Consider the following 23,784-nt stretch of genomic DNA (forward strand, 5'->3'; position numbering starts at 1 on the left):
TCTCTCTGTAGGCTATGGCTCGACGCTTAGAAAAATTCTAGATGAGAATTTAAAAGCTGCTGGTTTAACTCGCGCAACCAAAAGATATTTATAGTTTAACGAGATTTCCGCTAGGCAATGGCTAATGGCAATTAGTGAGCATTATTGGCTTGTTTTACCGTTGATTTAAGTTGCTGCATAAAGGTTTTAAAGTGTGGAAAAAACTCAGCGAATAGAGAGTGTTTTCGGTTTTTCATCATTAACGGACCTAATAAACGCAACGATACTGCCAGTCTTTTCGCATCATTATTTGCCAGCTCGCTACCTTTAGTTATTTGCTCTACCGCCTTGAATAAGTCTTCTCGGTCTTGGTAGTTAAATTGCAAGGTTCTAGCGGTTTGTTGATCGCTAGCTAATTCTTCAATAGTGATTTGGTAGTGTTTATCTTTTCTTAATGTAGACATCATATTGTTTCCTATGTTGTTTAGCTTGTTTACAGAGCGGTCTGCAGCGGGCAAACGGAGTCTGGCTGTTAGCTTTTTAAAAAGCGTTCCACTCTAGGTTTTATGGTTAATGAAACGGTGATAATTAACACCAGTGCAAAGGGCAGTGCTGTTAATAGTGTTTGTAACCAACTCGCTAAAAAGTCAGCGCCATTACTTAAACCTAGGTTGTTTAGTGTGGTGCTAAAGGCCAGCCCAGACTCCATAATTACGGCCATTACCACTCCCACCACAATATTGCGTTGCTGTACTTGCATCTTAGGTAACCATTTCTCGGCAGCTTTGCTGATTGCAGCCATCAGTAAGAAACCAATAGGCATAATTGTGCTAGCTGCTAACAGAAACGCTGATAGCCATTGGCTAAAAAATAACGGGCTATAACCTAGGTTTAGGTAAGTCATTACGCCAGTTAACGAGCCTCCTATCGCCGTCATCATTGCCATAACTAGCAATACCTTTTGAAACAAAGGAGGGCTTTTGGGTTGAAGTTCTGCAGTTAGTGCTGGGTTCATTTGTGCATTCAAGGCTTTTTCCAGATTGAAATTAGTTGAATATGTCAACTATATTTAATTTGGTTGATTAAGTCAACTATAGGTTGGGCTTAATTTGTATGGCTTAGCGACAAAGGGTCATTCAACAGGAGATATTGGCCTAGAGTGGGACTTAGAAGTTTAGGCGGTTTTAGAGGGTTATAGTTAACGGTAGCTGCACAAGAAGCGACAGGTTGAGCACTTAAGTCATAGCTTCATGCATAAATAAGTGTAAAGAGCAGATTGGCTTGGTTGTTTCACGAATTGAATAAACTATTTTAGGGTTTTAATCCTAATCTACGGTTCAGCTCTTTATATTCTTCTTGTTGCAATTCATCTCTTATGGTCGCGCGGACGCTCCCTATCCACGAAATTCGAGTTTCACGTTTTAGGTGGTCGTAACTGAGCCACATATATATGCCTGTCATTAAAGAGCAGTCCAAAAGGCTAAAGTCGGGTTTTACAGTTTGAAATAAGGTGCCGCAGAAAAAAGCCGCAACATGATACGCTTGATATAAGAGCTTTGATTTTGATTTTCTCGCACACCATACAAGTAATAGGCTAAGTGTCAGAAGTGTGGCAGCTGAATAAGGTGAGAGTCCGAAGATCGACGAAAGCAACATGCCAAAAGTAGGAAGGCTAGCTTTAAGTCCCCAATACCTAAAAACTGCTTGAGTATTTCTTCTTCCAGCTTTTAAGGCCTGATCCTTAATGTCTCTTGATATATTCTTCAAAAATCAATTCCACGGCTTTATACAATTGCACTAGGTAAAAAGATAATTTAGGTTCAGAAAACTGGCGCAAAGTGCGCCAGTTGGATGTGTTAGCTTACTCTTCTACCAGTACTTCGGCGCGCCAATTACCTTCGCCTTCTTCGCCTAAGGTTTCTGCTAAATAGGGCAGTACTTCTTGCATTTCTTTCATCAAGGTCCACGGTGGGTTAATGACGATCATGCCGCTGGCGGTCATGCCAAACTCTTCACTGTCGTGGCGAATACCTAATTCAAACAATTGAATATTGCTAATGCCGCTGTTGATCAGCTGCTTTTCTAGTTTGTCGATGCGGTGGCGGTCTACCACTGGATACCAAAGTGCATAAGTACCAGAGGCAAAGCGTTTATGAGCCTCTTTTAAGGTTTTAACCACCGTTTGGTATTCGTCTTTAACTTCGTAAGATGGATCAATTAATACTAGGCCACGGCGCTCTTTGGGTGGCATTAATCCGATAAGGCTTTGATGACCATTTTCTTGGCGAATTTTGGCGCGGCGATCACGTTGGAATAAGCTGTTTAATGGCGCTTGTTCACTTGGGTGCAACTCGTGCAAAAACAAGCGGTCTTCACGGCGTAGCATCATTTTGGCTATCCACGGTGAACCGGGGTAGTGCTGGCGAGTTTTTTCTGGATGAATTTGATTAACCAGCTTAAGGTAGTTTTTAACCAACTCGGGCAAGTCTTCAGCATCCCAAAGTTTACCTACGCCGTTTTCGTACTCACTCTTTTTCTTAGCTTCTGGGCTATTAAGGCTATAAGCCCCAGCGCCTGCGTGGGTGTCGATGTAACACAAGGGTTTATCTTTTTGAGTAAGGTAAGAAATGATGCGTTGCTGCACTAAGTGTTTAAGTACATCGGCAAAGTTGCCTGCATGATAAGAGTGGCGATAGCTTAACAAAGTGTTGTCTCGACATTGAAGAAATATGAGGGCTCAGCCAAGGCTGGCAATATTGCGCTAGTCTAGGTAGAGACTAGCGCAGATGCAAGTTTATCGGTGTTTAGTCGCTTAGAATAATTGCCGTTTGGGCTCGGGTGTGGCTTTGAGCAGTTTAGCTAAAATAGTTAAGCCTTGATCGAGCTGTTGATTAGTTTCAGCTTGGCCTAAAGATAAACGCACTGCATTAGGGCTAGCTTGATTATCTACCACAAAATGTTCTGCAGAAGCGACCTCTACACCGTGTTGCTGCGCTGCAGCAACAAACTGGCTGCAGCGCCAGTTAGCGGGTAAGCGCACCCAGCAGTGTAACCCGCCTTCTTGGTAACTATAATCCATACCTGCCATATGGTGGTGAAGTAGCTGGGCCCGTTGGCCAATTAAGCGCCGTTGCTCTATTAGGGCTTTGTCGGCAAAACCGGCTTGTATCCACTGGATCGCCACATCAACCAGTAAAGGGCTAATATTCCAAACACTGCCCCTTATGGCGCTATTAAAGGCGGTTTGCAAATGAGCCGGCGTGTGTAAGTAGGCAAACCTAAGCCCTTTAAAAGCGCCTTTAGAGAAACTGTTTAAGTAAATAACCTGTTGCGGCGCCATTTCAACCATGGCTGGTGGGCGTTGGTCGGGCAATAAGCCACATACATCATCTTCAATAATAATCACTTGATGCGCACGACAAATATCGATGATTTGCTGTCGTCGGGCTTCAGACATTATTGCAGTAGTAGGGTTTTGCAGGGTTGGCGTAAGGTATAAAGCTTTGGGATGATATTTCTCGATATGGCTTAGCAGGCTATCTGGGCAAATGCCTTGTTCATCTAAGGCAACACCTTTTAGCTCTATCTTTAATTGTTTAGCAAGGGTGATTAAGCCGGGATAACACAAGGCCTCGCACAGTACCCGTTCACCGACTAACTCAAGGGCGATTAAACATAGATTTAACCCATGCTGGGCACCATAACTAAAAAAAAGTTGTTCAGGTTTAAAGCAACTGCTGCTCTGATTAAGCCAAGCACACACCGATTCGCGCTGCGCCACTAAGTTTTGGCTGTGGTCATTGTCTAATAACTGATCGAGCTGCTCTCCTGCCTGAGCATAGTTTTGCAGCAAGGGCACCAACTGCTGCGCCCGCGCTTGGGTAAAGGCAGTGTTTTGCCAAAGCTCAATATGCTGATTATTGCCCTTTAAGCTCCCCCATTGTTGCTGATAATTGGTTGGGCTTTTTACATAACTGCCACTGCCGGTTTTCGATTCAATTAAACCTTGCAGTTCTGCTTGGGCGTAGGCGCGGCTAATTGTACCTACTGTAACAGCGAGGCGCTCTGCCAGTTGTCGCTGAGGCGGCAATTTGTCGCCAGGCTTAAGTTGCTGTTGCTCAATGTGAAAGCGGATCTGTTCAACAATCTGAGTCGCTTTGTTATTGCTACTATCTAAGTTCTGCCAAATTGTCATCATGACAATAAACCTTTTGATCTCTTCTTACCGCTATATTAGCGTGAGTAATGAGAGTTAACTACGATTTTTTAATAATTTCGGTTGATTGTATCGATACAATTTGAATTTGGGAGGACGGTATGGATATCGCGTTGTTTTCATCTATGGTGTTATTTGCTTTTGTAATGGCAGGTACTCCTGGGCCCAACAATATGCTGTTAACATTTTCGGGTGCTAATTTTGGCTATAAGCGCAGTGTGCCGCAAATGGCAGGTATACCCACTGGCATTGCCACGATGATCTTATTAATGGGCTTGGGGCTTAGCTGGGTATTTCAGCAGTATCCAAGCTTGCAATGGACCTTAAAAATATTAGGAAGTGCTTACTTGCTTTATTTGGCTTTGCGTATTTTGCGTCAAAGTCAGCTAGCTAAGCAGCAGATGGCAAAACCGCTGAGTTTTTTTGAGTCACTTGGTTTTCAATACTTAAACCCTAAAGCGTGGATGATGACCTCTTCGGCCGTGGCCAGTTTTGCCTTACCGGGCGAAGCTTACTGGGAGTCTATTTGGGCTTTAGTTCTTACGTTTTTCTTGGTGAATCCGGTTACTGGTTCAATTTGGGTGAGCTTTGGAAAGTTTATTGCCCGTTGGTTAAGTGCACCTATCGCTCGGCAGCGTTTTAATATCACCATGTCATTTTTAACGGCTGGCTGTGTTGTGCTGCTGTGGGTGTAAGTTATTAAGCGGTGCTTAGCTATTGCTTAGAACTGCCTTTATTCCTTGTTGTTTGATTCAGGTAAGTATTATTGATCTTCGTTAATAATAATTATGTAAATAGTTGATATGGTTTTTATCTATAAGCTAACAATGGTGCATAGCAATTAGGCACTAGTTAACTAAGTCGATGAGTTAGTGCCTAGGCCTAAGCTTTCGAACAACAAGGAAGTGACGATGAAATGTTTGTTTGGGCTGTTAATGCTGCTTGTTGTAGCACCAATACAGGCGGGTGTATTGCATTACGATGAAGCTATTGATGGTCATTTTAGCTTACAGAGCCCTACTAGTTTAACGCTAAAAAAGGGCTTAAATACCATAAAAGGCACGTTTACCACCTCTCCTCTTCGAAAGCTAAACGCCGCCTACGACGATGAGTTAGAGGCTATGGGCTACGACCGATTGCGCCCAGAGGGGTTTGACTATGCTAGCCTCGCTTATGATGATAGCGATATCTTAGATCTGTGGTTGGAGCTTCAAGAACAGCACAAAATTCAATCGGTAAGCTTTTTCATTTTAGCCAGTGAAGCCTTAGTTTATGGGCATACTCATTTTGTTTCTCGATTCACAATTGATGACATTTGGGTGGACATATTTGATGTGCAACAAGCTGAGTTGAGTGATTTAAGTTTGGTTACGGTTAACGACCAAGCTCTACATCTTAGTGCCAGTGGTAAAACCGCAATGGTGTTTCCTGGCTGGCACGAATATATAGGCCAAGAAAGAGTGAGTTACGAGCTCACGTTTAATGTGATTAAAGTGTCTGAACCATTAAGTTTAGGGCAGTTAAGCTGTTGTATGTTTATGCTGTTGTATTCACGAAATAAATCTTGCCGACTAAGGCTTGAACAACTAACAGCATAGTGTGAGGAAAGGTGCTTACACTAAAACGCCTCAAAAAAATCGCCAGTGGTAACACCGCTGAGGTATTTGCCTTATCAAACAAACAGGTACTAAAACTGTATTTTGATGGCTATCCTCCAGACGAAGCCGAAAATGAGCTTAACAAGGCAAAGTTTGCTTATCTACAAGGGATACCCACTCCCAAACCCATCGATTTGCTGCAGTTAGGCTCGCGCCAAGGGCTAGTGTTTGAGCGTTGTAAAGGTCCAAGTTTAGCCGCTTATTTACAGCAACATCCTAAAGACGCTCCTCATTTGGCCTGCGAGTTTGCAAGCCTACATGCCACTATTCATCAATACGATGCTAGTCCATTGCCCATAACACAGCAGCGCCTTAGCGATAAAATATACCGCGCAGATGTTGATCATGATTTGCGACAACAGGCCTTGGAGAAACTAGAAACTTACCCCCAGGAAAACATGCTCTGCCATGGCGATTTTCACCCTGCTAACGTCATTTTATCTGTTCAGGGCTTGATGGTGATTGATTGGGTTGATGCCACTAAAGGTCCGGCTTTAGCTGATGTAGCCCGTACCGAGTTGCTAATTGCGACCAGTATGATCGTGGCAGATAGCTTTGAGCAACAGGCTTATGTTGAATTAAAACAGCAATTTGTAGCGGCTTACAAACGGCATTATTTTCAGCTAAGCAAGCGTGATGAACTGCAGCTAGCGCGTTGGCTCCCGTTAGTTGCTATAGGCCGATTATCAGAAAAGCTGGCTGGTTCTAGCTTCGAGCAAACCTTGGCAATTGCGCAGCAAGGTTTAGTTTAACCCTTAAGCTGGGCTCAGTTATTGGATAAGGTCCTCTTTGAGCGATTGCTTCCTCCCCTCATTTTAAGCACGCCGTAGACTAGTTTGGCCAAAGTGCGGGGCTTGTGTGCTTATTAATCATATTGTTGGTGTAAAGTAGCGCTAACAGGTGATGAAAACCAGATGTTAGTAAGTTGTTGATTTGCATGTGCGATTTCTGGACACTTTATTTTTTTAATTGTTAATAACATGGACGTGTTAATGCGAAGTCTAATTAGTATTGCTTTGCTTTTGTCATTGTTTGCTTGTGGTGGCGGGGGCTCAGAGTCCGGACCTGCAGAGCCTCAAGAGCCCAATGTAGAAGTAGAGCTAACTGAAACCGCCCGCAAGGGGCAACCTGTAAGCCTAAGAGCGAAAGCAACTGGTTTAGGCACCATTAGTAAAGTTGAATGGCGCCAAGTATCGGGTCCTAGCATTAACTTTGTTCAAAGCGACAGCTTAGAGTTGGAAATTGTTCCAGATAACAACTCCAGCCTTAGCGCTGATACTTACACTTTTGAAGTTGCTATTACTAACGACCAAGATCAAGTGACTCGCCAGCGTTTGAGTTTTGAGGTGCAAAATGCAATGAGCAGCTCTCAAGCCGCGCGATTGCTGCATCAAGCTACTTTAGGACCTAAAGGTAGCGAAATTGACGAGGCAACAGGTATTAGCGAGCAAGAGTGGTTAGCAGAGCAAATGCAGTTGCCAATAACCAAGCACTTACCTCTAGTGGCTAATTACCCAGACCGTGAAGAGCCAAACCAAATTAACCGAATCGATGCATGGTGGAAGGCCTCTCTTAATGCTCCTGACCAGCTGCGACAGCGGGTAGCTTTTGCTTTAAGTGAGATTTTTGTTGTATCTGATAGCAACAATGCCCTGCGCGGCGAGCCCGAAGGCATGGCACATTATCAAGATATTTTGCTGACCCATGCCTTTGGTAATTTTCGTGAGCTGTTGGAAGACGTAACCTTATCACCAGTAATGGGCACTTATTTAAGTCATTTAGGCAACGAAAAAGCTGACGAAGAACTTAATATTCGCCCAGATGAAAACTACGCCCGAGAAGTGATGCAGTTATTTACCATTGGTTTAGCTGAGCTGAATCAAGATGGTAGCGTTAAACTCGATGGTGAAGGCAATACCATTGCCACCTATGGGCAAGAGGAAATTGAAGGTTTTGCGAGAGTTTTCACCGGTTGGACCTTTGGTGCTAGCGCCCGTTGGAAGCGACCAAGCCGTAATTTCACTATCCCTATGGAAGCTTACCCTGATTATCACTCGCAAAAAGACAAAACATTGTTAAATGGTGTGGTGCTAGCAGGTGGGCAAACCGCTGAAGATGACATGCGTGATGCACTAGATAATCTTTTTGAGCATCCTAATGTTGCGCCATTTATCTCTAAGCAGCTTATTCAACGTTTAGTGACCTCTAACCCTACACCACAATATGTAGAGCGCGTAGCCAACGTATTTGATGACAATGGCAGTGGAGAGCGCGGTGATTTAGCGGCTGTAGTAAGCGCTATTTTGCTTGATGATGAAGCCAGGCAAAATTCAGGTGTAATAAGTTATTACGGAAAAATTCGCGAGCCTTTATTACGAACCGTTCAGTTTTGGCGTGAACTAGATGCCGCTAGCCCTGCTAATTGGTACTTCACTTGGTCGCTAAACGATAGCCACGGACAAACCCCGCTGGGATCGCCATCGGTATTTAATTTCTTTAGGCCAGATTATCAACCCGCCGATTTGTTGGAGCTAGATATTGTTGCACCTGAGCTACAAATTGCTAATGACGCAGCGCTAATTGGTCAGTTTAATAACCAGTACAGCGGCTTTTTATGGAACATAAAAGAGCTGATTTCTGAGCCAAGTGATAAACGCATTATGCTGAGCCTGCAAGCTCACGTGGATATTCTTGAGCAACAGGGTTTAGAACCGTTGCTCGATTACTACGATACCTTGTTTTATAGCGGCAGCATGAGCAGTGACCAGCGCCAAACTCTGCGCGAAGTGCAAGATATTTGGTCGAGTTGGACCCCTTATCAGCAAGTTGCGTTTTTGTTGTTTACCGTGTCGGTGTCTCCCGACTACATAGTTCAGCTTTAGGAGCCTGAGATGACTTATAAAAACAGGCGAGAGTTTTTATCGCTGTGCTTAAAAGGTGGGGTGTCGATGGCAGCGCTCACCAGTATGCAATTAAAAGCGATGACAAGTTTGGCGACACCCGCGGCCAGCGCCGATGGATTTAAAGCCTTAGTATGTATTTTTTTGAAAGGCGGCAACGACTCTTTCAATATGCTAATCCCTCAGCAAGGTGATCCTTTAGCGGCTTATTTAAACAGTCGCCAAAATCTGGCGGTGAGTGATGCGATTGCGATTGACCCGATTACAGCAGTTGATGGGGGAATTGGTTTAAACCCTGCGTTATCACCCATTGCACCTTTGTTTAATAATCAAAAACTTGCTGTGGTTTCTGGCGTAGGGAGTTTAGTTGCGCCTATTACCTTGGAGCAGTACAAAGCCAAAAGTGCTGCTATACCTAACAATTTGTTTTCACATAACGACCAGCAAGCCACGTGGATGCAAGGTCGCGAAAAAGAAAGCATTAATTATGGTTGGGGCGGGCGCATTTTAGAGCTGCTCAATCAACATGACAACTTTGGTTCAAACATCTCTTTATCGGGAAATAACCTGTGGCAAACTGGCCCAAATGCGATTCCTTTTGCCATGAATAAATCGGGTATTACCCGAGTGAATGCTTACAACAGTACTTCGCAACGTACTCAAGATTTTAGGCAACAGCTCGAGCAAATGTTTAGTCGTGCCAGTCACCCCTTGGCAAAAAGCTACAGCGATAAATTAGATACCTCGATTAGCAATACCGAACAGCTAAACGAAGCGCTTGGCAGTGCTGAGGAGTTCACCGATGTATTTGGTGATAGCAATTTGTCTAAGCAATTGCTTGCAGTTGCCAAAACCTTATCTGTGCAATCGCAATTTGGGGTAGGGCGACAAGTTTATTTTGTAGGCATGGGCGGTTTTGATACTCACGATGATCAAAATGTTAATCACCCCGCTTTATTGCAGCAGCTTTCTCAAGCCATGGCTGAGTTTGACAGCGCGATGACGAGCTTAGGTTTATCTAATCAAGTGACTACTTTCACCATGTCAGATTTTGGCAGAACCCTAAGCTCTAATGGCGACGGCACTGATCATGGCTGGGCTGGTAACCAACTTGTGATGGGCGGCGCGGTAAATGGTGGCGAGATTTATGGCTCGGTTATCGAGCAAGCCTTAGACAGCGCTTATGATGTGGGCGGTGGTCGAATGATCCCACAAGTGGCCAATGAGCAATATTTTGCCAGTTTAGCCCGTTGGTTTGGTTTAAGTGATAGTGAGGTGCTTGAGTTATTCCCAAGCCTTAGCAACTTTAACCAAAGCCATTTATCGATGTTTAGCTAAGGGTTTAAACAAGTAACAAAAAAGGCCAGCTTAAAGCTGGCCTTTTAGTATGCATATGAGTTTACTTAGCCTCTGTTGCTTTCTCTTCTTGAGGTAATACCAAGTTAAGAATAATAGCTACAATGCCACATAGACCAACACCTTTAAGGGTGAACTCGCCTACGCCAACTGCCATGCCGCCAATACCAAACACTAGGGTTACAGACACAATCACCAAGTTACGTGGAATAGAGAGATCAACTTGTTTGCTAATTAAGGTGTTTAAACCAATGGCAGCAATAGCACCAAATAACAAACACATAATGCCGCCCATTACCGGTACCGGAATCGACAACAACAAGGCACCGGTTTTACCCACAAAAGCTAGGCCAATGGCAAATACCGCAGCCCAAGTCATAATCACTGGGTTGTAAGTTTTAAGTAGGCTTACTGCACCGGTCACTTCGCCGTAACTTACTACCGGTGGAGCGCCAAAGCTGGCAGCTGTCATAGTGGCTAAACCATCACCCAATAATGAGCGGTGAATACCAGGCTTTTCTACGAAGTTTTTGCCAGTAACATTGGAGATTGCCAGTATGTCACCAAAGTGCTCAATGGTAACAATTAAGCCGATTGGAGCGATGAATAAGATGGCCTGCCAGTTAAACTCTGGTGTTACAAACTCTGGAATAGCAAACCAAGCGGCTTCGCTTACAGAAGTAAAATCTACTAAGCCAAAGAATAAGCTCAGTACATAACCTACTACCACGCCACTAATAATTGGCATGAGTTTAAGCATGCCTTTGGCAAAAATAGATACCACTATGGTGGTGAACAAGGCGGCTAAAGAGATAAGCAATGCGATGTCTTGTTCTACTAATACCGCTGATCCATCACCAGTTTTACCTAGTGCCATGTTTACCGCAACTGGCGCTAAACCTAAGCCAATTACCATAATTACAGGGCCAACCACTACGGGTGGTAAAAAGCGCTCAATCACTTTAACGCCACGTACTTTTACCACGGCACTAATAATAATGAACATTAAGCCAGCAGCCATTAGGCCACTTAAGGTAGCGGGTAAGCCAAATTGTTGCGTGCCCAAAATAATTGGACCAATAAAGGCGAATGAACTTCCTAAGAAAATAGGAATTTGTCGCTTGGTGCAAAACTGAAAGATTAAGGTACCAATACCCGCACCCAACAGTGCAAGGTTGGGGCTTATTCCGGTTAATAGTGGTACTAAGGTGGTAGCGCCAAATGCAACAAGTAACATTTGTGCCCCAAGTAGTGGGGTGTTCATCCGTCATTCTCCCTGAACAAAAAAATTTGCCTAGTGTAATCCGAAGGCTGTTATAAAAAAATGATCAAGGTAGTTACTCTTTAAAAAAGTCTTTGTTTTATTATAGTTGCGTGTTCTTTTAGACTTATGTAGCGGGATAGTTCAAAGTAATACTCTACGCTAGGAGGTAATGTGGCAAAGCAGCAGAAACAAAAAATCTCAGATGAAACGGTAGCAACGGCGGATGCGATAGCAAAAGCTAATCAGCGGCCGGGTCAAACTAAAGAACAAACCAAATTAATATCGGCGGGTATTCAAAAAGGAATTGAGCAATACAAAAAGCAGCATAAAGCTAAAATGCGTGAAGCCGACAAAGCACGTAAAAAACAAGCTCGTCAACAAAGCGATAAGCAAGTTGATGCACAAGAAAGCTCACAGTCTGCAGGTTCGAACAAGCCGCAGTATTTGCCTTGGGTACTGCTAGGTTTGTCGTGGATAGGTTTTGCAGCCTATGTTTATAGTAAATCGCCAGCCTAGGAGCTAAACATGCGAGGCAAGCACGTACTTATCCGCCCTTACTTACCAAGCGATGCTGTTGCCCATGCCGAGGCGGTTCGCGAAACGGCTATTAGCGGGTGTCGTTGGCTAGATTGGATGGAAGAAGATTACCCTGAAGAGGAAAGCCGCTCTTGGTTAGCGCTAAGCCAAGCTGCGATTGCCAAGAACATTGCCTTTGATATGGGTATATTTGCTAGCCAAGGTGGGGAGTTTTTGGGCGCTATTGCCATTAATCGTATTGAATGGAATTACCGCGCCGCCAACCTGGGGTATTGGATAAAAGACAGCGCCAGCGGAAAAGGCATCGCCACCGAAGCCGTGCGTTTAATGGCTGATTATGCCTTTAATGCTTTGCAGCTAAACCGACTAGAGTTGGTTATTGCTGAAGAAAATTTTGCTAGCCGCCGCGTTGCCGAAAAAGCCGGCGCTCAGTTTGAATGCTTAGCTCGTGCACGAGTATTGGATTACGGCAAGCCCTGCCATGCAGCAATTTACTCACTGATTGGCGATGACCTACTACAACCACAAGGTTAGCTATCCACGCTTTTAAGTGGTGTGCGACCACGTTGGTTAATAAATTTGAGCATCGATTTCCCCAGCAGCCAGGGGAGATCTTGATTCACGGCCTGATAACCTAAATGGCTAGCCACATGGTTAGTGAATTGATTCCAACCAACGTTCGCTAAACGCCACGCCACACTTTTTTGCTGAGAAGCATCAATAAACAAATGCACAATCGCCCGAAAACGTGGAGACTCCAAACTGTCTAACCAAGTGAGGCGCAAGCTTTCTCGGCTACTTAAATCTAGGTGTTGAATAAAGTTTTGAGTCAGTCGGCTATTTACCGCCGAAGTAATCGATTGCAAGTTAGGAAAGCAGTCGTTAAGTTCGGCGTCGCTAATAGCGCATTGGCTGGCGATGTTCTTCATCTCAATTTGCTGCCAATCACCCTCTAATAGAAAGGCCAATACCTGATCGAGAATGCGTTCTTTAAGTTGCTGCTGAGGTGACAAGTTTGCTGGCGTCATGGCTCGCTTCCTGCGAATTAAGTATGCCAACTTTCCACATACTTAGGGACTATAAAAATCGCTCAGGAAAGTCACTAATAACCATATCCAACCATGGTAACAATGCGGTGATTTCGGTGGGCTCATTTACAGTGTATGTAGACAAACGATAACCCGCCAGTTTGATTTGTTTAGCTTGAGCGACACTCAGCTTTTGATAATTACAATGGCAAGCAACGGCATCAATGTCTGCGAGTTGTTGTCGCCAGTTTTCAGGAGGGGCTTCATAAAGCTGGGCGAGCTCTAATTGGTTGGCATGTTTATGTAAAAACAACAAAATTTGGTGATCGAAGCTGGATATCAGCAAATCGCTTAAGGGAAAATTACAGTGCTCAATCTCCTCTAGCACCGCTTCGGCAAGTTGTTGGCGGGGTTGTTGGTGATACTTAAGCTCTAAATTTAGCTTCAAACCTAATTTTTTGGCGTGTATTAAATATTGTCGCAAGCTTGGGATTTGTTGGCCAATAAACTCTGGTGCAAACTTAACTCCAGCATCGATGGTTAGCAATTGATCTAAGCTGTGCTCAGCCACTTTGCCACTGCTGTGGGTGCAGCGGTCTAAGTTTTCATCGTGAAATACTATAGCTTGGTGATCACTAGCCAAAAAGGTATCAAATTCGACCCAGCTTAAACCTAGCTCTGCAGCTCGGTCTAAACCTGCTAAAGTGTTTTCTGGCGCGCTGCCTGCTGCGCCGCGATGCCCTACAATAATCACCATAGATTTACCGTTATTAAGTTATGTAATTCAGTTTAGCCCAGCAGACTAATGCCTGAATAACACAATTTTATGATTCCTCTAACAGGCTTGCGCCGCAGTGTTTACAGTAGTCTGCATCATGGTCGTGGCCTGCGCGCTCACAATGCAAACAACGATGTTCGCGCTGTTCTCTGCGCATTTCGTTTACTAACTCAGCGCCCACAATGCCGGTTGGCACGGTGATAATGGCAAAGCCGGTTATCATGACTAAGGCCGCCAGCGCTTGTCCTAATGGTGTAGCAGGGGAGATATCGCCATAACCCACGGTGGTAATGGTAACAATCGCCCAGTAGATGCTCTTAGGAATACTGGTAAAGCCGTTTTCGGGCCCTTCAATGGCATACATTAAGGCACCATAAATGGTGGTAATTAAGCAGATACAGAATAAGAACACTAAAATCTTGCGCCTTGCCAGCATTAAGGCGCGCAGTAGCACGTTGGCCTCACTCATATAGCGCACTAACTTAAGCACCCGCAAAATTCGTAATATACGCAGTAAACGAAATAGCAGCATAACTTGGGCAGCAGGGTAAAGCAGCGCTAAATAGGTAGGTAGAATAGCCAGTAAATCAACAATGCCATAAAAGCTTTTGGCGTACTCTTTAGGCTGGGGAGAACAGTACAAGCGAGCGATATATTCAAGGGTGAAAAACAAGGTAAATACCACCTCTAAGGCGATAAACCAAGTATGGTAGAGCTGCTCGAATTCACTCACTGAATCTAAAATAACCACGCTTACGCTGGTGATAATGGCGAGGACTAACAGCAGATCAAAGCGTTTACCGGCTTTTGAATTATAACCAAAAATTATCTCATAAAGCCGCTGCTGCATTGGGCTTTGTTTGCTTGTTTCGTTAGACACACATTCATCCTTGATTAAGTTTCTGGCTTAAGTATATCGGTAAAAATTCGCAATGGTAGTTGCTGGGTTTTCCGATTTCTTGGTTATGCCTCTGCCAGTTTGCAGTTCTCTAATACAAAATCTTTGAAGCGCTGATTGGCGCGGGACATATAGGCGTCGCGACGCCAAGCTAACCCCAGTTCTAGAAAAAACGGTGGATTAAAGCTTAATGAGTGCAGGGAGTCGCCCGGTTGCACCACCATGCTAAGCAGGGTGGTGATGCCAAAATCTCGCGCCACTATCGATTTAATCAAAGGTATTAAGTTGGTTTGAAAAGAGACCTGTGGCACTCGCTGCTGCTCACGACTTATTTGCTCAATCACCTTGTGGTGAAAGTAGCCCTCTCTAAATAGCACCAACTCATGGTCTAAAAATTCTTGGTGGCTAATACTGTCTTGTTGGCTTAGCGGGTTATCTTGGCTACAACAAGCTAGCAGTTCTCCTTTGTAAATTGGTTCGCAATGTAGCTCGGGTGGTACATCGTGGGTGACTACAATGCCTAAATCTAACTCGCCATTCAGGAGCTTTTTTCTCACTAACTCGGTACCTGCATCTATTACCGACAAATTTAGTTGTGGGTAGAGACTTTTAAAGCCCATGAGTAAAGGAGGGAAGAAGTAAGAGCCCATCATGCTAGGAATGCCAATGGTGACTGTACCGCTTTCTAAGCCTTTTAAAGATTGCATGGCTTGTTCTGCGTCTTCGGCTTGTTTAAGCAATTGTATTGCGTGCTGGTAAAGAATTTGGCCTTCGGCGCTTAAGCTTACTTTACGCTCATTGCGTTGTAGCAATTGAATGGAGAGCTGCTGTTCCAATTTTTTTATGGTAGCGCTAATGGCTGGCTGGGCAATGCCCAAGTGTTTAGCCGCGGCGGTAAAACTAGCTAACTCTACTACCGTTACAAATTGTCGCAGTTGTCGCAGTTCCATTTGTACTTCCATAAATAAAAGTTATCACAGTGATAATACTAATATATTTTATTTATTGGTAGCGCAGGCATAGCATTAACTTATCGCTATTGATTGAGTTGGCTATGCAGTATCAGCAAAACAGTAAGGGCTTTTGGAAAGTAACCGCAGCAGTGTCTGCGGCTTCATTGGTCACCTTTTTTAACCTTTACTTGGTGCAACCGTTGTTGCCTATGTTTGCCAGCGAGTATCAGGTATCGGCGTTGGCCGCCAGTGCTATGTTATCTGCAGCCATGTTAGGCATGGCTTTGGGATTGTTGTTGTTAGCCTCCTTATCTGATGCCGTGGGTCGGCGCAAGATCCTGCTGTTCTCTATCGCATTAGTCCCTTGTTTAAGTTTACTGATAGGCTTGGCGCACCCCCAATCGTTTTATGCCATTGTAGCGTTGCGTTTTCTGCAGGGTGTTTGTTTGGCTGGCGTTCCTGCGGTAGCGATTGCTTACTTAGCTGAGCAATTGGATCCGCAAGCCTTGATTAAAGCAGTGGGTATTTTTATTGCGGCTAACTCTTTAGGTGGAATTGGAGGGCGTTTACTTGGGGGCTGGAGTGCCGACTTGCTGGGCTCTTGGCAGATGTCGTTTATGGTAGTTGCCTTACTTAGCTTATTTATGGCCTTAGCAGTAGTAATGCTACTGCCAGCAGAACAAGCTAAAACCTTAGGTCGCTGGCGCTTATGTCAAAGTCTCGCTAACTATAAACGGCATATGCGCAACCCGCAGTTAGTATGTGCTTACTTAGTGGGCGGCATTGGTTTTGGGGTGTTTATAAACCAGTTCTCTTACCTCACTTTTATTTTGGCCGAAGCGCCATTTTCGCTGCCTGCTAGCCTTACGTCGTTATTGTTTCTTAGTTACTTAGGCGGCACATTTACTGCCAGCTCGGCCGGGCGAATTGCGCAACGTTACGGCGGTAAAAGTTGTATAGTGTTGGGTTTATTGGTGATGACTATTGCCAGCTTATTAAGTCTGTTTGGCGAGCTATGGATGTTGTTATTGGCAATGGTGGTCTCTTCAATGGGCTTCTTTTTCTGCCATGCTCAAGCCAGCGCATGGGTAAACCAACATGCCACTCAAGCTAAGGCCAGCGCATCAGCTCTTTATACCATTAGTTATTACATTGGTGCGGCAAGTGGCGGCGCATTAATGCAACCCTTCTTTGCAGCTTGGGGCTGGCAGGGCATTGTGTTGGTAAGTGTTTGCTCACTGTCGGCGGTGGCATTTATGGCGCAGCGTTACCTGCATGCTGACGAAGGCGAATTAAAGATTGCTAAGGTGTAAGGCTATCGCCGTTCATCCACTTTATTAAACCTTGCCTGGTGTGGCCGTTTCTATTTGTTAGCGCCAATATTTAGTTTTTGAAGTCTAAATTTCTTCATTAATTCTGCGACATCAAAAGTGTTTAATCACTCAGCTTAAGGCAAATTTAGAGCTTTAACTTCAAAAAACTGTCACTGAGTTGTCACATTTTGTTCGTCATTTTTATGTTTTTTTGTCATTAAGTTTCGTCAGGCTAGACCAGTTAATGGCGCCGCTGTGTGCGGCATTCTTATGGTCTCAGGGACGAGTAATATGAACCCCAGAAATTTTATGTTAGTGGGCCTATGCGCCTTAGGTACTAGCGCGCAAGCGAATGTACTAATTAGTGAATATATAGAAGGTAGTAGCTTTAACAAGGCAATTGAAATTGCGAACTATGGTGATCAAACGGTCGATCTAAGCGCTGGTGATTATCAGCTGCGCTTGTTTTCCAATGGAGCAAGCATTGCCACCAATACCCAAGCGTTAAGTGGCAACTTAGCGCCAGGCGAAACCTTAGTATTTGTGAACAGCAATGCGGTGATTGGCAATAACGACAATGCCCTAATTCCCCCTGGTGTGGGCATTGAGTCAAGTGTGATTAACTTTAATGGTGATGATGCAGTTGGCTTGTTTGCCAGCGATGTATTGCTTGATCGTGTTGGTCAAATTGGCGTGCGTCAAACTTGGACCGATGGCGGCGCTTCAACGCAAAATCAAACCTTGCGTCGCCTTGATGAAAGCAGCCCTGATAACGACAACAGCCAAGAATTTGTGATTTCTTCTCGCTGGTTCAACTACGCAACAAACACCGTTGATGGCCTAGGCTGCATTGGCCAAGATGCTTGCGATGACGATGGCGGGCCAATTGATCCTCCAATCTCAGAAATTGGCCAATGTGGTGATACAAGCACTGCGATTAATAGCATTCGTTCAGCCAATTTATTAGACCAAGAAGTAGTGGTTGAAGCTGTTGTCGTGGGTGACTTCCAAGGTGATGCTACTAACAATCAATTATCTGGCTTTTTTATACAGCATGCCGATGCTAACTGGGATGCAGACCCTGAAACTTCTGAAGGGATATTTGTTTATCACTATGCAGATGAGGTTTCACTAGGCCAACGAGTACGCGTAAAAGCAACTGTAGCCACTTATAGCGGTGGTAATCAGCTTAAAGATGTAAGCGGCTTAATTGTGTGTGGCGAAGAAGCACTACCTAGTGCAACCAGCTTAAACCTACCTTTGGTGGATGCGGATCTTTATCACCTAGAGGGCATGCGTGTGGTGCTGCCACAAACCTTACACGCCACGCCTGCCTACACCTTTAATCGCTATGGCGAAACGGTGTTGTCCTTAGGTAAGCGCTTTAAGTCTACCCAGGTTTACCCAGCCAATACGCCAGAAGCCGAAGCTTTAGCCCTAGCTAACCAGCTTAACCGATTGGTATTGGATGATGGTTTAAGTTCGCAAAATCCCGATGATATAGCCTACTTCCCTAACTTCTCGGCCTTAAACAGCCTGCGCGCTGGTTCGCAAGTGAGCAATGTTGAAGGCGTTATTAATTACAGCTTCGGCCAGTTTCGGGTGCAGCCTACGGTAGTACCTAACTTTATCGATGCGAATCCAAGAACCACCGAGCCAGAACTAGACGAGCTGGGCAACTTAACTGTTGCAAGCTTTAACGTGCTTAACTTTTTCACTGATTTAGACATCGACAATGCGACTGATTTTCGTGGGGCGGATACTGCTGAAGAATTTGAACGTCAGCGGGCTAAATTGGTGTCGGCTTTGGTTGCTATGAATGCCAATGTAGTAGGCTTGATGGAGCTGCAAAATAACGGTTTTGATGAGGCTAGCGCAATTCAAAACTTAGTTGATGCGGTTAATGTTCAGCTGCCCGAGCAGCAACATTACGCCGTAGTGAAGCCTTTAAGTGAACGTATTGGTAACGATATGATCACGGTAGGTTTAATCTACCAACCAAGTGTTGTGCAGGTTTATGGTGATGCGCAGCTAATTAATGCTTATCCCTTTGACGACGTTACTGCTAAGCACCGTGTTCCTTTAGTGCAGCAATTTAGCATGGTAGATGGCGGCGAGCGTTTTTATGTTGCAGTTAACCACTTTAAGTCTAAAGGCAGTAACTGTAATGCTTTAGGTGACCCAGACATGGGAGATGGTCAGGGCAATTGTAATGGTCAGCGCACCTTAGCGGCGCAAACACTGAGCCAGTTTTTTGCCGAAAAACAACAGGTATTGTTGTTGGGAGACTTTAACGCGTATGCCAAAGAAGACCCAATGTTAGCCTTTGAAACGGCCGGTTTTACTAACCTAGTACCATTGTTTGAAGCAAACAGTTACTCCTACTACTACGATGAAGAAGCAGGCAGTTTAGACCACGCCTTAGCCGATTCAGCCTTAGCATCGCGAGTGCTAGATGCCACCGATTGGCATATTAATGCCGACGAACCAACTGGTTTAGATTACAACACCGAGTATAAGTCTGATGCGCAAATTACTAACTTTTATGCGCCACATGCTTACCGCGCATCGGATCATGATCCAGTAATCATTGCTTTAGATATGCGCAGTGCGGGCACTATTAGCACCGCGACTGAACTCACCATTGCCGAAGGCAGTAATGGCTCGTTAACGATAGAGCGTTTAGCCGGTGATTTTGGCGATGTAGTGCTTAAGTACCAAGTAGTTGCGGGTTCAGCCGATGAGCAAGATTTAGCATTGCTAAGTGGCGAACTAACTTGGCTTGACGGTGATATGAGCAGCCGAGAGCTAAATATTGCTGCGTACTCCGATGAGCTTTTAGAGGGAACAGAGCGCGCCTATTTGCAGTTAAGCATAGAGCAAGGCGCGGCCAGTTTAGCCTTGCCGCAAGTTGAGCTGATTATTGAAGACAACACGCCATTAAGTGTAGCCATGCAGTTTGAGCAAATGAACGTTGCTGAGTCTGCTGGCAACATTACCATCCCGCTGGTGTTAAATGGTGAAGCCAGCACTACTGTTAGTGCGTGGGTATTGGTATTGCCATCGTCTGCTAATTGGTTTGACTACCGCGCGCCGTTTTTCCAACGTGTACAATGGAGTGAAGGTGAAAGTGGCGTTAAAACGGTGAACGCAAAAATCGTTGATGATAAGCGCAAAGAAGGTGACGAACGCTTTAAGGTTTATTTGTTCTCGGCTCGTCCTGCCCAACTAGGTAACATTACCAGCACTTGGGTAAACATTAGCGACAACGATTAAACAGCCAACATTGTAATAGAAAAGGCGAGCTGCATGGCTCGCTTTTTTGTTTTTAATACTTAACCTGAACTCGGGATAAGGAAGTGACGATAACTCTGCTAGCCAGTACTTAATCTAGCTTCATGTTTCTGGCGAGATAGTTTTACTTAGTTCAAGACGAAGCTGCGCGCCAATAGCTAGTCTATTGCAAGTAGCTTCAACACCGAAATAAGTAAAAATAGCCGCTAGAAACCAGTTTATTATCCTGAGCTCAGGTTACTTACTTTTTGCTGGCAACAATGGCGTAAACTAGTGGCGAGTTATAGTGCTCGTGTTCATAAACAAACTCGCCGGCAGCGCGCTCGGTTAAATCTTCAAAACAGTTATATGGGCTGTAATCGTATTCGTTTAGCAACTCGATGTTTAAGCCAGCTTGAATCAGTGCATTTACTACATCAGATAAGGGGTGACCCCAGGTTAGCATTGGGCTCTCTTCGCCATTGTCGTTTTCGGTATAAGTGCCTTCCTCATCTAAATCTGCTTCATCACGGTGAAAGTAACCATAGCCACTGACTAAATCGTGCACCGGATGAAACTCAGCTAAACAAAGCTTGCCGCCGGGTTTTAAGCTGTTTGCAACTACTTGTGCCCAGCGAGTGATGTCGGGCAGCCAACATAACGCGCCGTAAGACACAAATACCCAGTCATAAGTGGTTTGATTTATGTCGCCAAAAGCATATACATCGCTGCAAACAAACTCGGCCTTTAAGCCTGTTTTTTCTGCCAGTTCTTCAGCGCGCTTAATCGCCTCGCTAGAAAGATCAACAGCGGTTACCTCGGCGCCCAAGCGCGTCCAAGATAAGCTGTCTAAGCCAAAATGGCATTGCAGGTGTAACAGCTTTTTACCATTAACATCGCCCATGAGTTCGCGCTCTATAGACTTGAGCGAACTGTTCCCAGCGAGAAATCCATTTACATCATAAAAATCAGAATCTACGTGAAGCTCGGTACGTTTGTCCCAAGCGGCTTTGTTTAGCGCTAAATAGTCCATGTTGGCCACTGCTCAATTATCATTACTAGGCTAAAAGTTTACCGCAAAGCGTGTGCTTAAAGCAGTACTCGCTGACAAAACTAGACGTTTTAGTGGCTGCTTTGGTGCTCCCGGTGTTTTAGCAACATGTCTTCCAGCAATATTAAACCTAAACACACGCCGTTGGGGCCGGTTACTGCTACTACGGTGTAGGGTTGATTAACAAATTGCTCAAACAGCTGATCGAATGAAGTCTCTAAACTTACTTGCAGAAAATCTTTACTCATTACCTGATGGACGCGTTTATTTAAGGTCATTAGGTCGCGGTTTTGTTCACCTTTGGTATTTAGGTACGGGCTAATGGCGGCGCTTACATCACTTTGTTGCAGCACACCTAAGCAGTGGCTTTGTTCAATCACAAGTAAGTGTCTGGTTTGATGCCGTTCAAATTTTTCTAGTGCCACGCTGAGCTTTTGGTCGGGGCCAATTTTGGGAAAGTCACGACGCATTATGGTTTGCGCGTTCACTATATTGTCGTGATATAAGTGCTGTGACAGCGGCATATAAACTGGGTCGTTATGGCAGCTTAAGGTTTGCTCTAGGCTACGTGGTTTACTAAAAATATAACCTTGCAGCATATCGACATTTAACTTGGATAATAGGTAAAGCTCTTGTTGGGTTTCTACGCCTTCGGCGATCACCTTACCTCCCATTTTGTGGGTAAGCTTGCACAGCATGTCGATCATCGAAAATTCGTTAGATTCCTCGGTTAAACCAGAAACAAACGAGCGATCAATTTTCACAATGTTTACCGGAATTTGCCGCAGATAAGAGAACGACGAATAGCCTGTTCCAAAATCATCTAAGGCAATGGCAATGTTATGTGCTTTAAGCTTATCTAACCATTCAGAGTGGTAATAAGAGTCGTCAAAATAAGCCGATTCGGTAAGCTCTAAAGTGATTAGGCTTAAATCAATATCACTGGCTTCAAAAATATTTAAGGTATCTGCCAAGCAACAATGGGAAACCCTATCATTAACTACCGAGCGATTAATCGACATGCCAATGTTGTTGTCGTGGTAGTGGCGTTGCAGCAGTGGTAAATCGTGTAAGGCTTGTTTGGTAACCGCGGCGTCTATTTGATCAATCCAGTTATATTCTTCCGCTATTTCAATTAGCTCTTGCACACTGTAGGGGAGTTTGGTGTCTAACTTTACTCGGCATAGTGCTTCAAATTTAACTATTTTTAGCTCGGGTAATGCAACAATGGGTTGGTAATAGGCTTCTACTTGATTAGCCGCTAGGGCTTGCCTTAGTAAGGTGGCCAAGGTGGCTTTTCGGTTAAAGCGCTTAGACAAGCGCCGGTCATAATAATACAAGGAAGAATCGTTGCCTTGGCTGTTAGCAATTAGCGCTTGGCTAGCATGTGCCAACATCTGCGAAGGCGAAGACGCATCTATCTGTAACACCGAGGCTCCGCCATGTACGGTAGCCGACAGGCCAATATCTTCATAACTGTTGTGGCCTTCTAGCGCAGCGAGGGCGCTTTTTAAGGTTTGTTCAATGTCTTCCATTTGCTTGGGCACAACCCAATAAGCCGCAAACATTTTTTCATTAAGTATGCCTAAATGCCCACGTTGGCTTAGCTGACTAAAGCGCTGCGCCACCAACCATTGGCGGGTTATTGTGCTGGTGGCTTGTGCAAGGCTAACGCTAAATACTAAGCCAACTATGGTTACTTCATTGCTAAGCTGCTTGTAGTCGGCATTTAGCTTTTTGTTAAATGCGTTTTTGTCTGGAACATGCACTTTTGAGTTAGCGTTGGGATCGTCTTCGTCCCATAAATCGGTAGAGGTATCTAAGCGGTGGCTAGATGAGACATAAACATGGTCTTCATTAGGTAGATCAATACGTTGAATGCGCGCTTCGTGAGCGTATACCTCACCTTGTTTGGTTTTTGCTAATAGTTCGCCGGTCCAAATTTTTTTCTCGTCTACGTGGCCCCACAGTTTTTGATAAAACGGTTTGGTATAGCGCCCACTTTTAAGTATCGATGCGGGTTGGCCTAGCAATTCATGTTCTGGGTAGCCCGTGTTATTACACATTGCCTCGTTCACCATCAATATGGTGTGATTGATATCGGCAATCATTAAGCCTTCATGAGCTTGAGCAAAAACCCGTTTTAAAAATGCGAGTTCTTGCTGTTTGGTAAGAAAATACTGTTTTAACTCAATGGTACCAGTAATCACCTTGTCATTTTTGGGTAGGGGATTAATTACAATCTCAGCAATGTAGCGATGTTGGTAGGCATTTAATATAGCGGTTTGAATAATTGGCTTACCCGTATCGATGACTTGGCGAATATGCTTTTTAAGTAAAGATAATTGGGTTTTCTCAAAGGCTGCAAATAGCTGCGAAAGGGTGAGCACCGATTGGCTAGGGTAACCCAGCATCGCAATAAGTTGATGAGGGCATGTAAAGTCGTTGTTTTGTAAGTTAATAGACCAAGCCTGTGGGGCAAAATCTTTAACTTTTTGGAATGAAGATTCATCAACGACCATTATTCGCCCCTAGCGACTGGTTACTTGTCATTACCAACAACAATTAGATTACTCATTT

At 44.5% G+C, this 23,784-nt stretch carries 21 protein-coding genes; 9 read left to right on the forward strand and 12 right to left on the reverse strand.

Annotation, left to right across the window (positions count from 1 at the left end; genetic code table 11):
• Nucleotides 1–131 precede the first annotated feature (131 nt).
• The 5 genes from OAG1_RS05465 to OAG1_RS05485 all read right to left on the reverse strand — a co-directional run bounded on the left by OAG1_RS05465 (nt 132) and on the right by OAG1_RS05485 (nt 4,177).
• Nucleotides 132–446, reverse strand: coding sequence for a DUF3861 domain-containing protein (locus tag OAG1_RS05465; protein WP_338624668.1), 315 nt, complete (start codon nt 444–446; stop codon nt 132–134).
• A 65-nt stretch (nt 447–511) separates the two neighbouring features.
• Complete coding sequence (locus tag OAG1_RS05470) at nt 512–1,006, reverse strand: DUF2798 domain-containing protein (protein WP_338624670.1); 495 nt, start codon at nt 1,004–1,006, stop codon at nt 512–514.
• 284 nt (nt 1,007–1,290) lie between these two features.
• Nucleotides 1,291–1,746 (reverse strand): hypothetical protein, encoded by a 456-nt coding sequence (locus OAG1_RS05475; protein WP_338624672.1) that lies wholly within the window; start codon nt 1,744–1,746, stop codon nt 1,291–1,293.
• A 94-nt stretch (nt 1,747–1,840) separates the two neighbouring features.
• The gene (rlmJ, locus tag OAG1_RS05480; protein ID WP_016403823.1) at nt 1,841–2,683 is read right to left on the reverse strand and encodes a 23S rRNA (adenine(2030)-N(6))-methyltransferase RlmJ; all 843 of its coding nucleotides are present in this window, start codon (nt 2,681–2,683) and stop codon (nt 1,841–1,843) included.
• A gap of 108 nt (nt 2,684–2,791) precedes the next feature.
• Nucleotides 2,792–4,177, reverse strand: a complete 1,386-nt coding sequence (locus tag OAG1_RS05485) for a PLP-dependent aminotransferase family protein (protein ID WP_338624675.1) — start codon at nt 4,175–4,177, stop codon at nt 2,792–2,794.
• 119 nt (nt 4,178–4,296) lie between these two features.
• On the opposite strand from OAG1_RS05485, the gene OAG1_RS05490 reads away from it, so the two are divergent.
• The 5 genes from OAG1_RS05490 to OAG1_RS05510 all read left to right on the forward strand — a co-directional run bounded on the left by OAG1_RS05490 (nt 4,297) and on the right by OAG1_RS05510 (nt 10,091).
• Nucleotides 4,297–4,890, forward strand: a complete 594-nt coding sequence (locus OAG1_RS05490) for a LysE family translocator (protein ID WP_016403820.1) — start codon at nt 4,297–4,299, stop codon at nt 4,888–4,890.
• 216 nt (nt 4,891–5,106) lie between these two features.
• Nucleotides 5,107–5,793, forward strand: a complete 687-nt coding sequence (locus OAG1_RS05495; protein ID WP_338624678.1) for a hypothetical protein — start codon at nt 5,107–5,109, stop codon at nt 5,791–5,793.
• Between the two features lie 11 nt (nt 5,794–5,804).
• Nucleotides 5,805–6,605, forward strand: coding sequence for a phosphotransferase (locus OAG1_RS05500; RefSeq protein ID WP_338624680.1), 801 nt, complete (start codon nt 5,805–5,807; stop codon nt 6,603–6,605).
• A gap of 240 nt (nt 6,606–6,845) precedes the next feature.
• Entirely contained in the window at nt 6,846–8,735 is a 1,890-nt protein-coding gene (locus tag OAG1_RS05505; RefSeq protein ID WP_338624682.1) for a DUF1800 domain-containing protein, read from the forward strand.
• 9 nt (nt 8,736–8,744) lie between these two features.
• Nucleotides 8,745–10,091 carry a DUF1501 domain-containing protein gene (locus OAG1_RS05510; RefSeq protein WP_338624684.1) on the forward strand — a complete coding sequence of 449 codons (1,347 nt, stop codon included), beginning with the start codon at nt 8,745–8,747 and terminating at the stop codon, nt 10,089–10,091.
• 61 nt (nt 10,092–10,152) lie between these two features.
• Here the strand turns inward: OAG1_RS05510 and OAG1_RS05515 are convergent, their stop codons facing one another.
• On the reverse strand, nt 10,153–11,373 hold the full coding sequence (locus OAG1_RS05515) for a uracil-xanthine permease family protein (RefSeq protein ID WP_338624686.1): 1,221 nt from the start codon (nt 11,371–11,373) through the stop codon (nt 10,153–10,155).
• A gap of 171 nt (nt 11,374–11,544) precedes the next feature.
• On the opposite strand from OAG1_RS05515, the gene OAG1_RS05520 reads away from it, so the two are divergent.
• Together OAG1_RS05520 and OAG1_RS05525 are read left to right on the forward strand one after the other, a co-directional pair.
• Nucleotides 11,545–11,889, forward strand: coding sequence for a DUF2956 domain-containing protein (locus OAG1_RS05520; protein WP_338624688.1), 345 nt, complete (start codon nt 11,545–11,547; stop codon nt 11,887–11,889).
• Nucleotides 11,890–11,898: 9 nt separating this feature from the next.
• On the forward strand, nt 11,899–12,444 hold the full coding sequence (locus tag OAG1_RS05525; protein ID WP_338624690.1) for a GNAT family N-acetyltransferase: 546 nt from the start codon (nt 11,899–11,901) through the stop codon (nt 12,442–12,444).
• On the opposite strand, the gene OAG1_RS05530 is transcribed toward OAG1_RS05525, so the two are convergent.
• The 4 genes from OAG1_RS05530 to OAG1_RS05545 form a co-directional block, all read right to left on the reverse strand.
• Nucleotides 12,441–12,938 (reverse strand): hypothetical protein, encoded by a 498-nt coding sequence (locus OAG1_RS05530; protein WP_338624692.1) that lies wholly within the window; start codon nt 12,936–12,938, stop codon nt 12,441–12,443. The two genes, OAG1_RS05525 and OAG1_RS05530, sit on opposite strands and share 4 nt — an antisense overlap.
• A gap of 49 nt (nt 12,939–12,987) precedes the next feature.
• Nucleotides 12,988–13,695 (reverse strand): glycerophosphodiester phosphodiesterase family protein, encoded by a 708-nt coding sequence (locus OAG1_RS05535; RefSeq protein WP_338624694.1) that lies wholly within the window; start codon nt 13,693–13,695, stop codon nt 12,988–12,990.
• Between the two features lie 67 nt (nt 13,696–13,762).
• Nucleotides 13,763–14,596 (reverse strand): ion transporter, encoded by an 834-nt coding sequence (locus tag OAG1_RS05540; protein WP_338624696.1) that lies wholly within the window; start codon nt 14,594–14,596, stop codon nt 13,763–13,765.
• An 83-nt stretch (nt 14,597–14,679) separates the two neighbouring features.
• Nucleotides 14,680–15,564, reverse strand: a complete 885-nt coding sequence (locus OAG1_RS05545; RefSeq protein WP_338624698.1) for a LysR family transcriptional regulator — start codon at nt 15,562–15,564, stop codon at nt 14,680–14,682.
• Between the two features lie 104 nt (nt 15,565–15,668).
• Here OAG1_RS05545 and OAG1_RS05550 point away from each other — a divergent pair, with 104 nt between their 5' ends.
• Together OAG1_RS05550 and OAG1_RS05555 are read left to right on the forward strand one after the other, a co-directional pair.
• Nucleotides 15,669–16,880 (forward strand): MFS transporter, encoded by a 1,212-nt coding sequence (locus tag OAG1_RS05550; RefSeq protein WP_338624700.1) that lies wholly within the window; start codon nt 15,669–15,671, stop codon nt 16,878–16,880.
• Nucleotides 16,881–17,171: 291 nt separating this feature from the next.
• Nucleotides 17,172–20,156: an ExeM/NucH family extracellular endonuclease gene (locus tag OAG1_RS05555; RefSeq protein ID WP_338624702.1), complete on the forward strand. Its 2,985-nt coding sequence runs from the start codon at nt 17,172–17,174 to the stop codon at nt 20,154–20,156.
• A gap of 259 nt (nt 20,157–20,415) precedes the next feature.
• On the opposite strand, the gene OAG1_RS05560 is transcribed toward OAG1_RS05555, so the two are convergent.
• Together OAG1_RS05560 and OAG1_RS05565 are read right to left on the reverse strand one after the other, a co-directional pair.
• Complete coding sequence (locus OAG1_RS05560; RefSeq protein ID WP_338624704.1) at nt 20,416–21,186, reverse strand: class I SAM-dependent methyltransferase; 771 nt, start codon at nt 21,184–21,186, stop codon at nt 20,416–20,418.
• An 89-nt stretch (nt 21,187–21,275) separates the two neighbouring features.
• Nucleotides 21,276–23,726 carry an EAL domain-containing protein gene (locus OAG1_RS05565; protein WP_016403803.1) on the reverse strand — a complete coding sequence of 817 codons (2,451 nt, stop codon included), beginning with the start codon at nt 23,724–23,726 and terminating at the stop codon, nt 21,276–21,278.
• Nucleotides 23,727–23,784: the final 58 nt, after the last annotated feature.

It is taken from the genome of Agarivorans sp. OAG1 (assembly GCF_037076485.1).
GTDB classification, from domain to species: domain Bacteria; phylum Pseudomonadota; class Gammaproteobacteria; order Enterobacterales; family Celerinatantimonadaceae; genus Agarivorans; species Agarivorans albus.

Coding starts and splice junctions, on each gene's coding strand:
- OAG1_RS05530 (WP_338624692.1), bottom strand. CDS start 12,938: ATGACGCCAGCAAACTTGTCACCTCAGCAGCAACTTAAAGAACGCATT.
- OAG1_RS05510 (WP_338624684.1), top strand. CDS start 8,745: ATGACTTATAAAAACAGGCGAGAGTTTTTATCGCTGTGCTTAAAAGGT.
- OAG1_RS05535 (WP_338624694.1), bottom strand. CDS start 13,695: ATGGTGATTATTGTAGGGCATCGCGGCGCAGCAGGCAGCGCGCCAGAA.
- OAG1_RS05525 (WP_338624690.1), top strand. CDS start 11,899: ATGCGAGGCAAGCACGTACTTATCCGCCCTTACTTACCAAGCGATGCT.
- OAG1_RS05495 (WP_338624678.1), top strand. CDS start 5,107: ATGAAATGTTTGTTTGGGCTGTTAATGCTGCTTGTTGTAGCACCAATA.
- OAG1_RS05555 (WP_338624702.1), top strand. CDS start 17,172: ATGAACCCCAGAAATTTTATGTTAGTGGGCCTATGCGCCTTAGGTACT.
- OAG1_RS05545 (WP_338624698.1), bottom strand. CDS start 15,564: ATGGAACTGCGACAACTGCGACAATTTGTAACGGTAGTAGAGTTAGCT.
- OAG1_RS05515 (WP_338624686.1), bottom strand. CDS start 11,373: ATGAACACCCCACTACTTGGGGCACAAATGTTACTTGTTGCATTTGGC.
- OAG1_RS05465 (WP_338624668.1), bottom strand. CDS start 446: ATGATGTCTACATTAAGAAAAGATAAACACTACCAAATCACTATTGAA.
- OAG1_RS05485 (WP_338624675.1), bottom strand. CDS start 4,177: ATGATGACAATTTGGCAGAACTTAGATAGTAGCAATAACAAAGCGACT.
- OAG1_RS05490 (WP_016403820.1), top strand. CDS start 4,297: ATGGATATCGCGTTGTTTTCATCTATGGTGTTATTTGCTTTTGTAATG.
- OAG1_RS05505 (WP_338624682.1), top strand. CDS start 6,846: ATGCGAAGTCTAATTAGTATTGCTTTGCTTTTGTCATTGTTTGCTTGT.
- OAG1_RS05550 (WP_338624700.1), top strand. CDS start 15,669: ATGCAGTATCAGCAAAACAGTAAGGGCTTTTGGAAAGTAACCGCAGCA.
- OAG1_RS05560 (WP_338624704.1), bottom strand. CDS start 21,186: ATGGACTATTTAGCGCTAAACAAAGCCGCTTGGGACAAACGTACCGAG.
- OAG1_RS05565 (WP_016403803.1), bottom strand. CDS start 23,726: ATGGTCGTTGATGAATCTTCATTCCAAAAAGTTAAAGATTTTGCCCCA.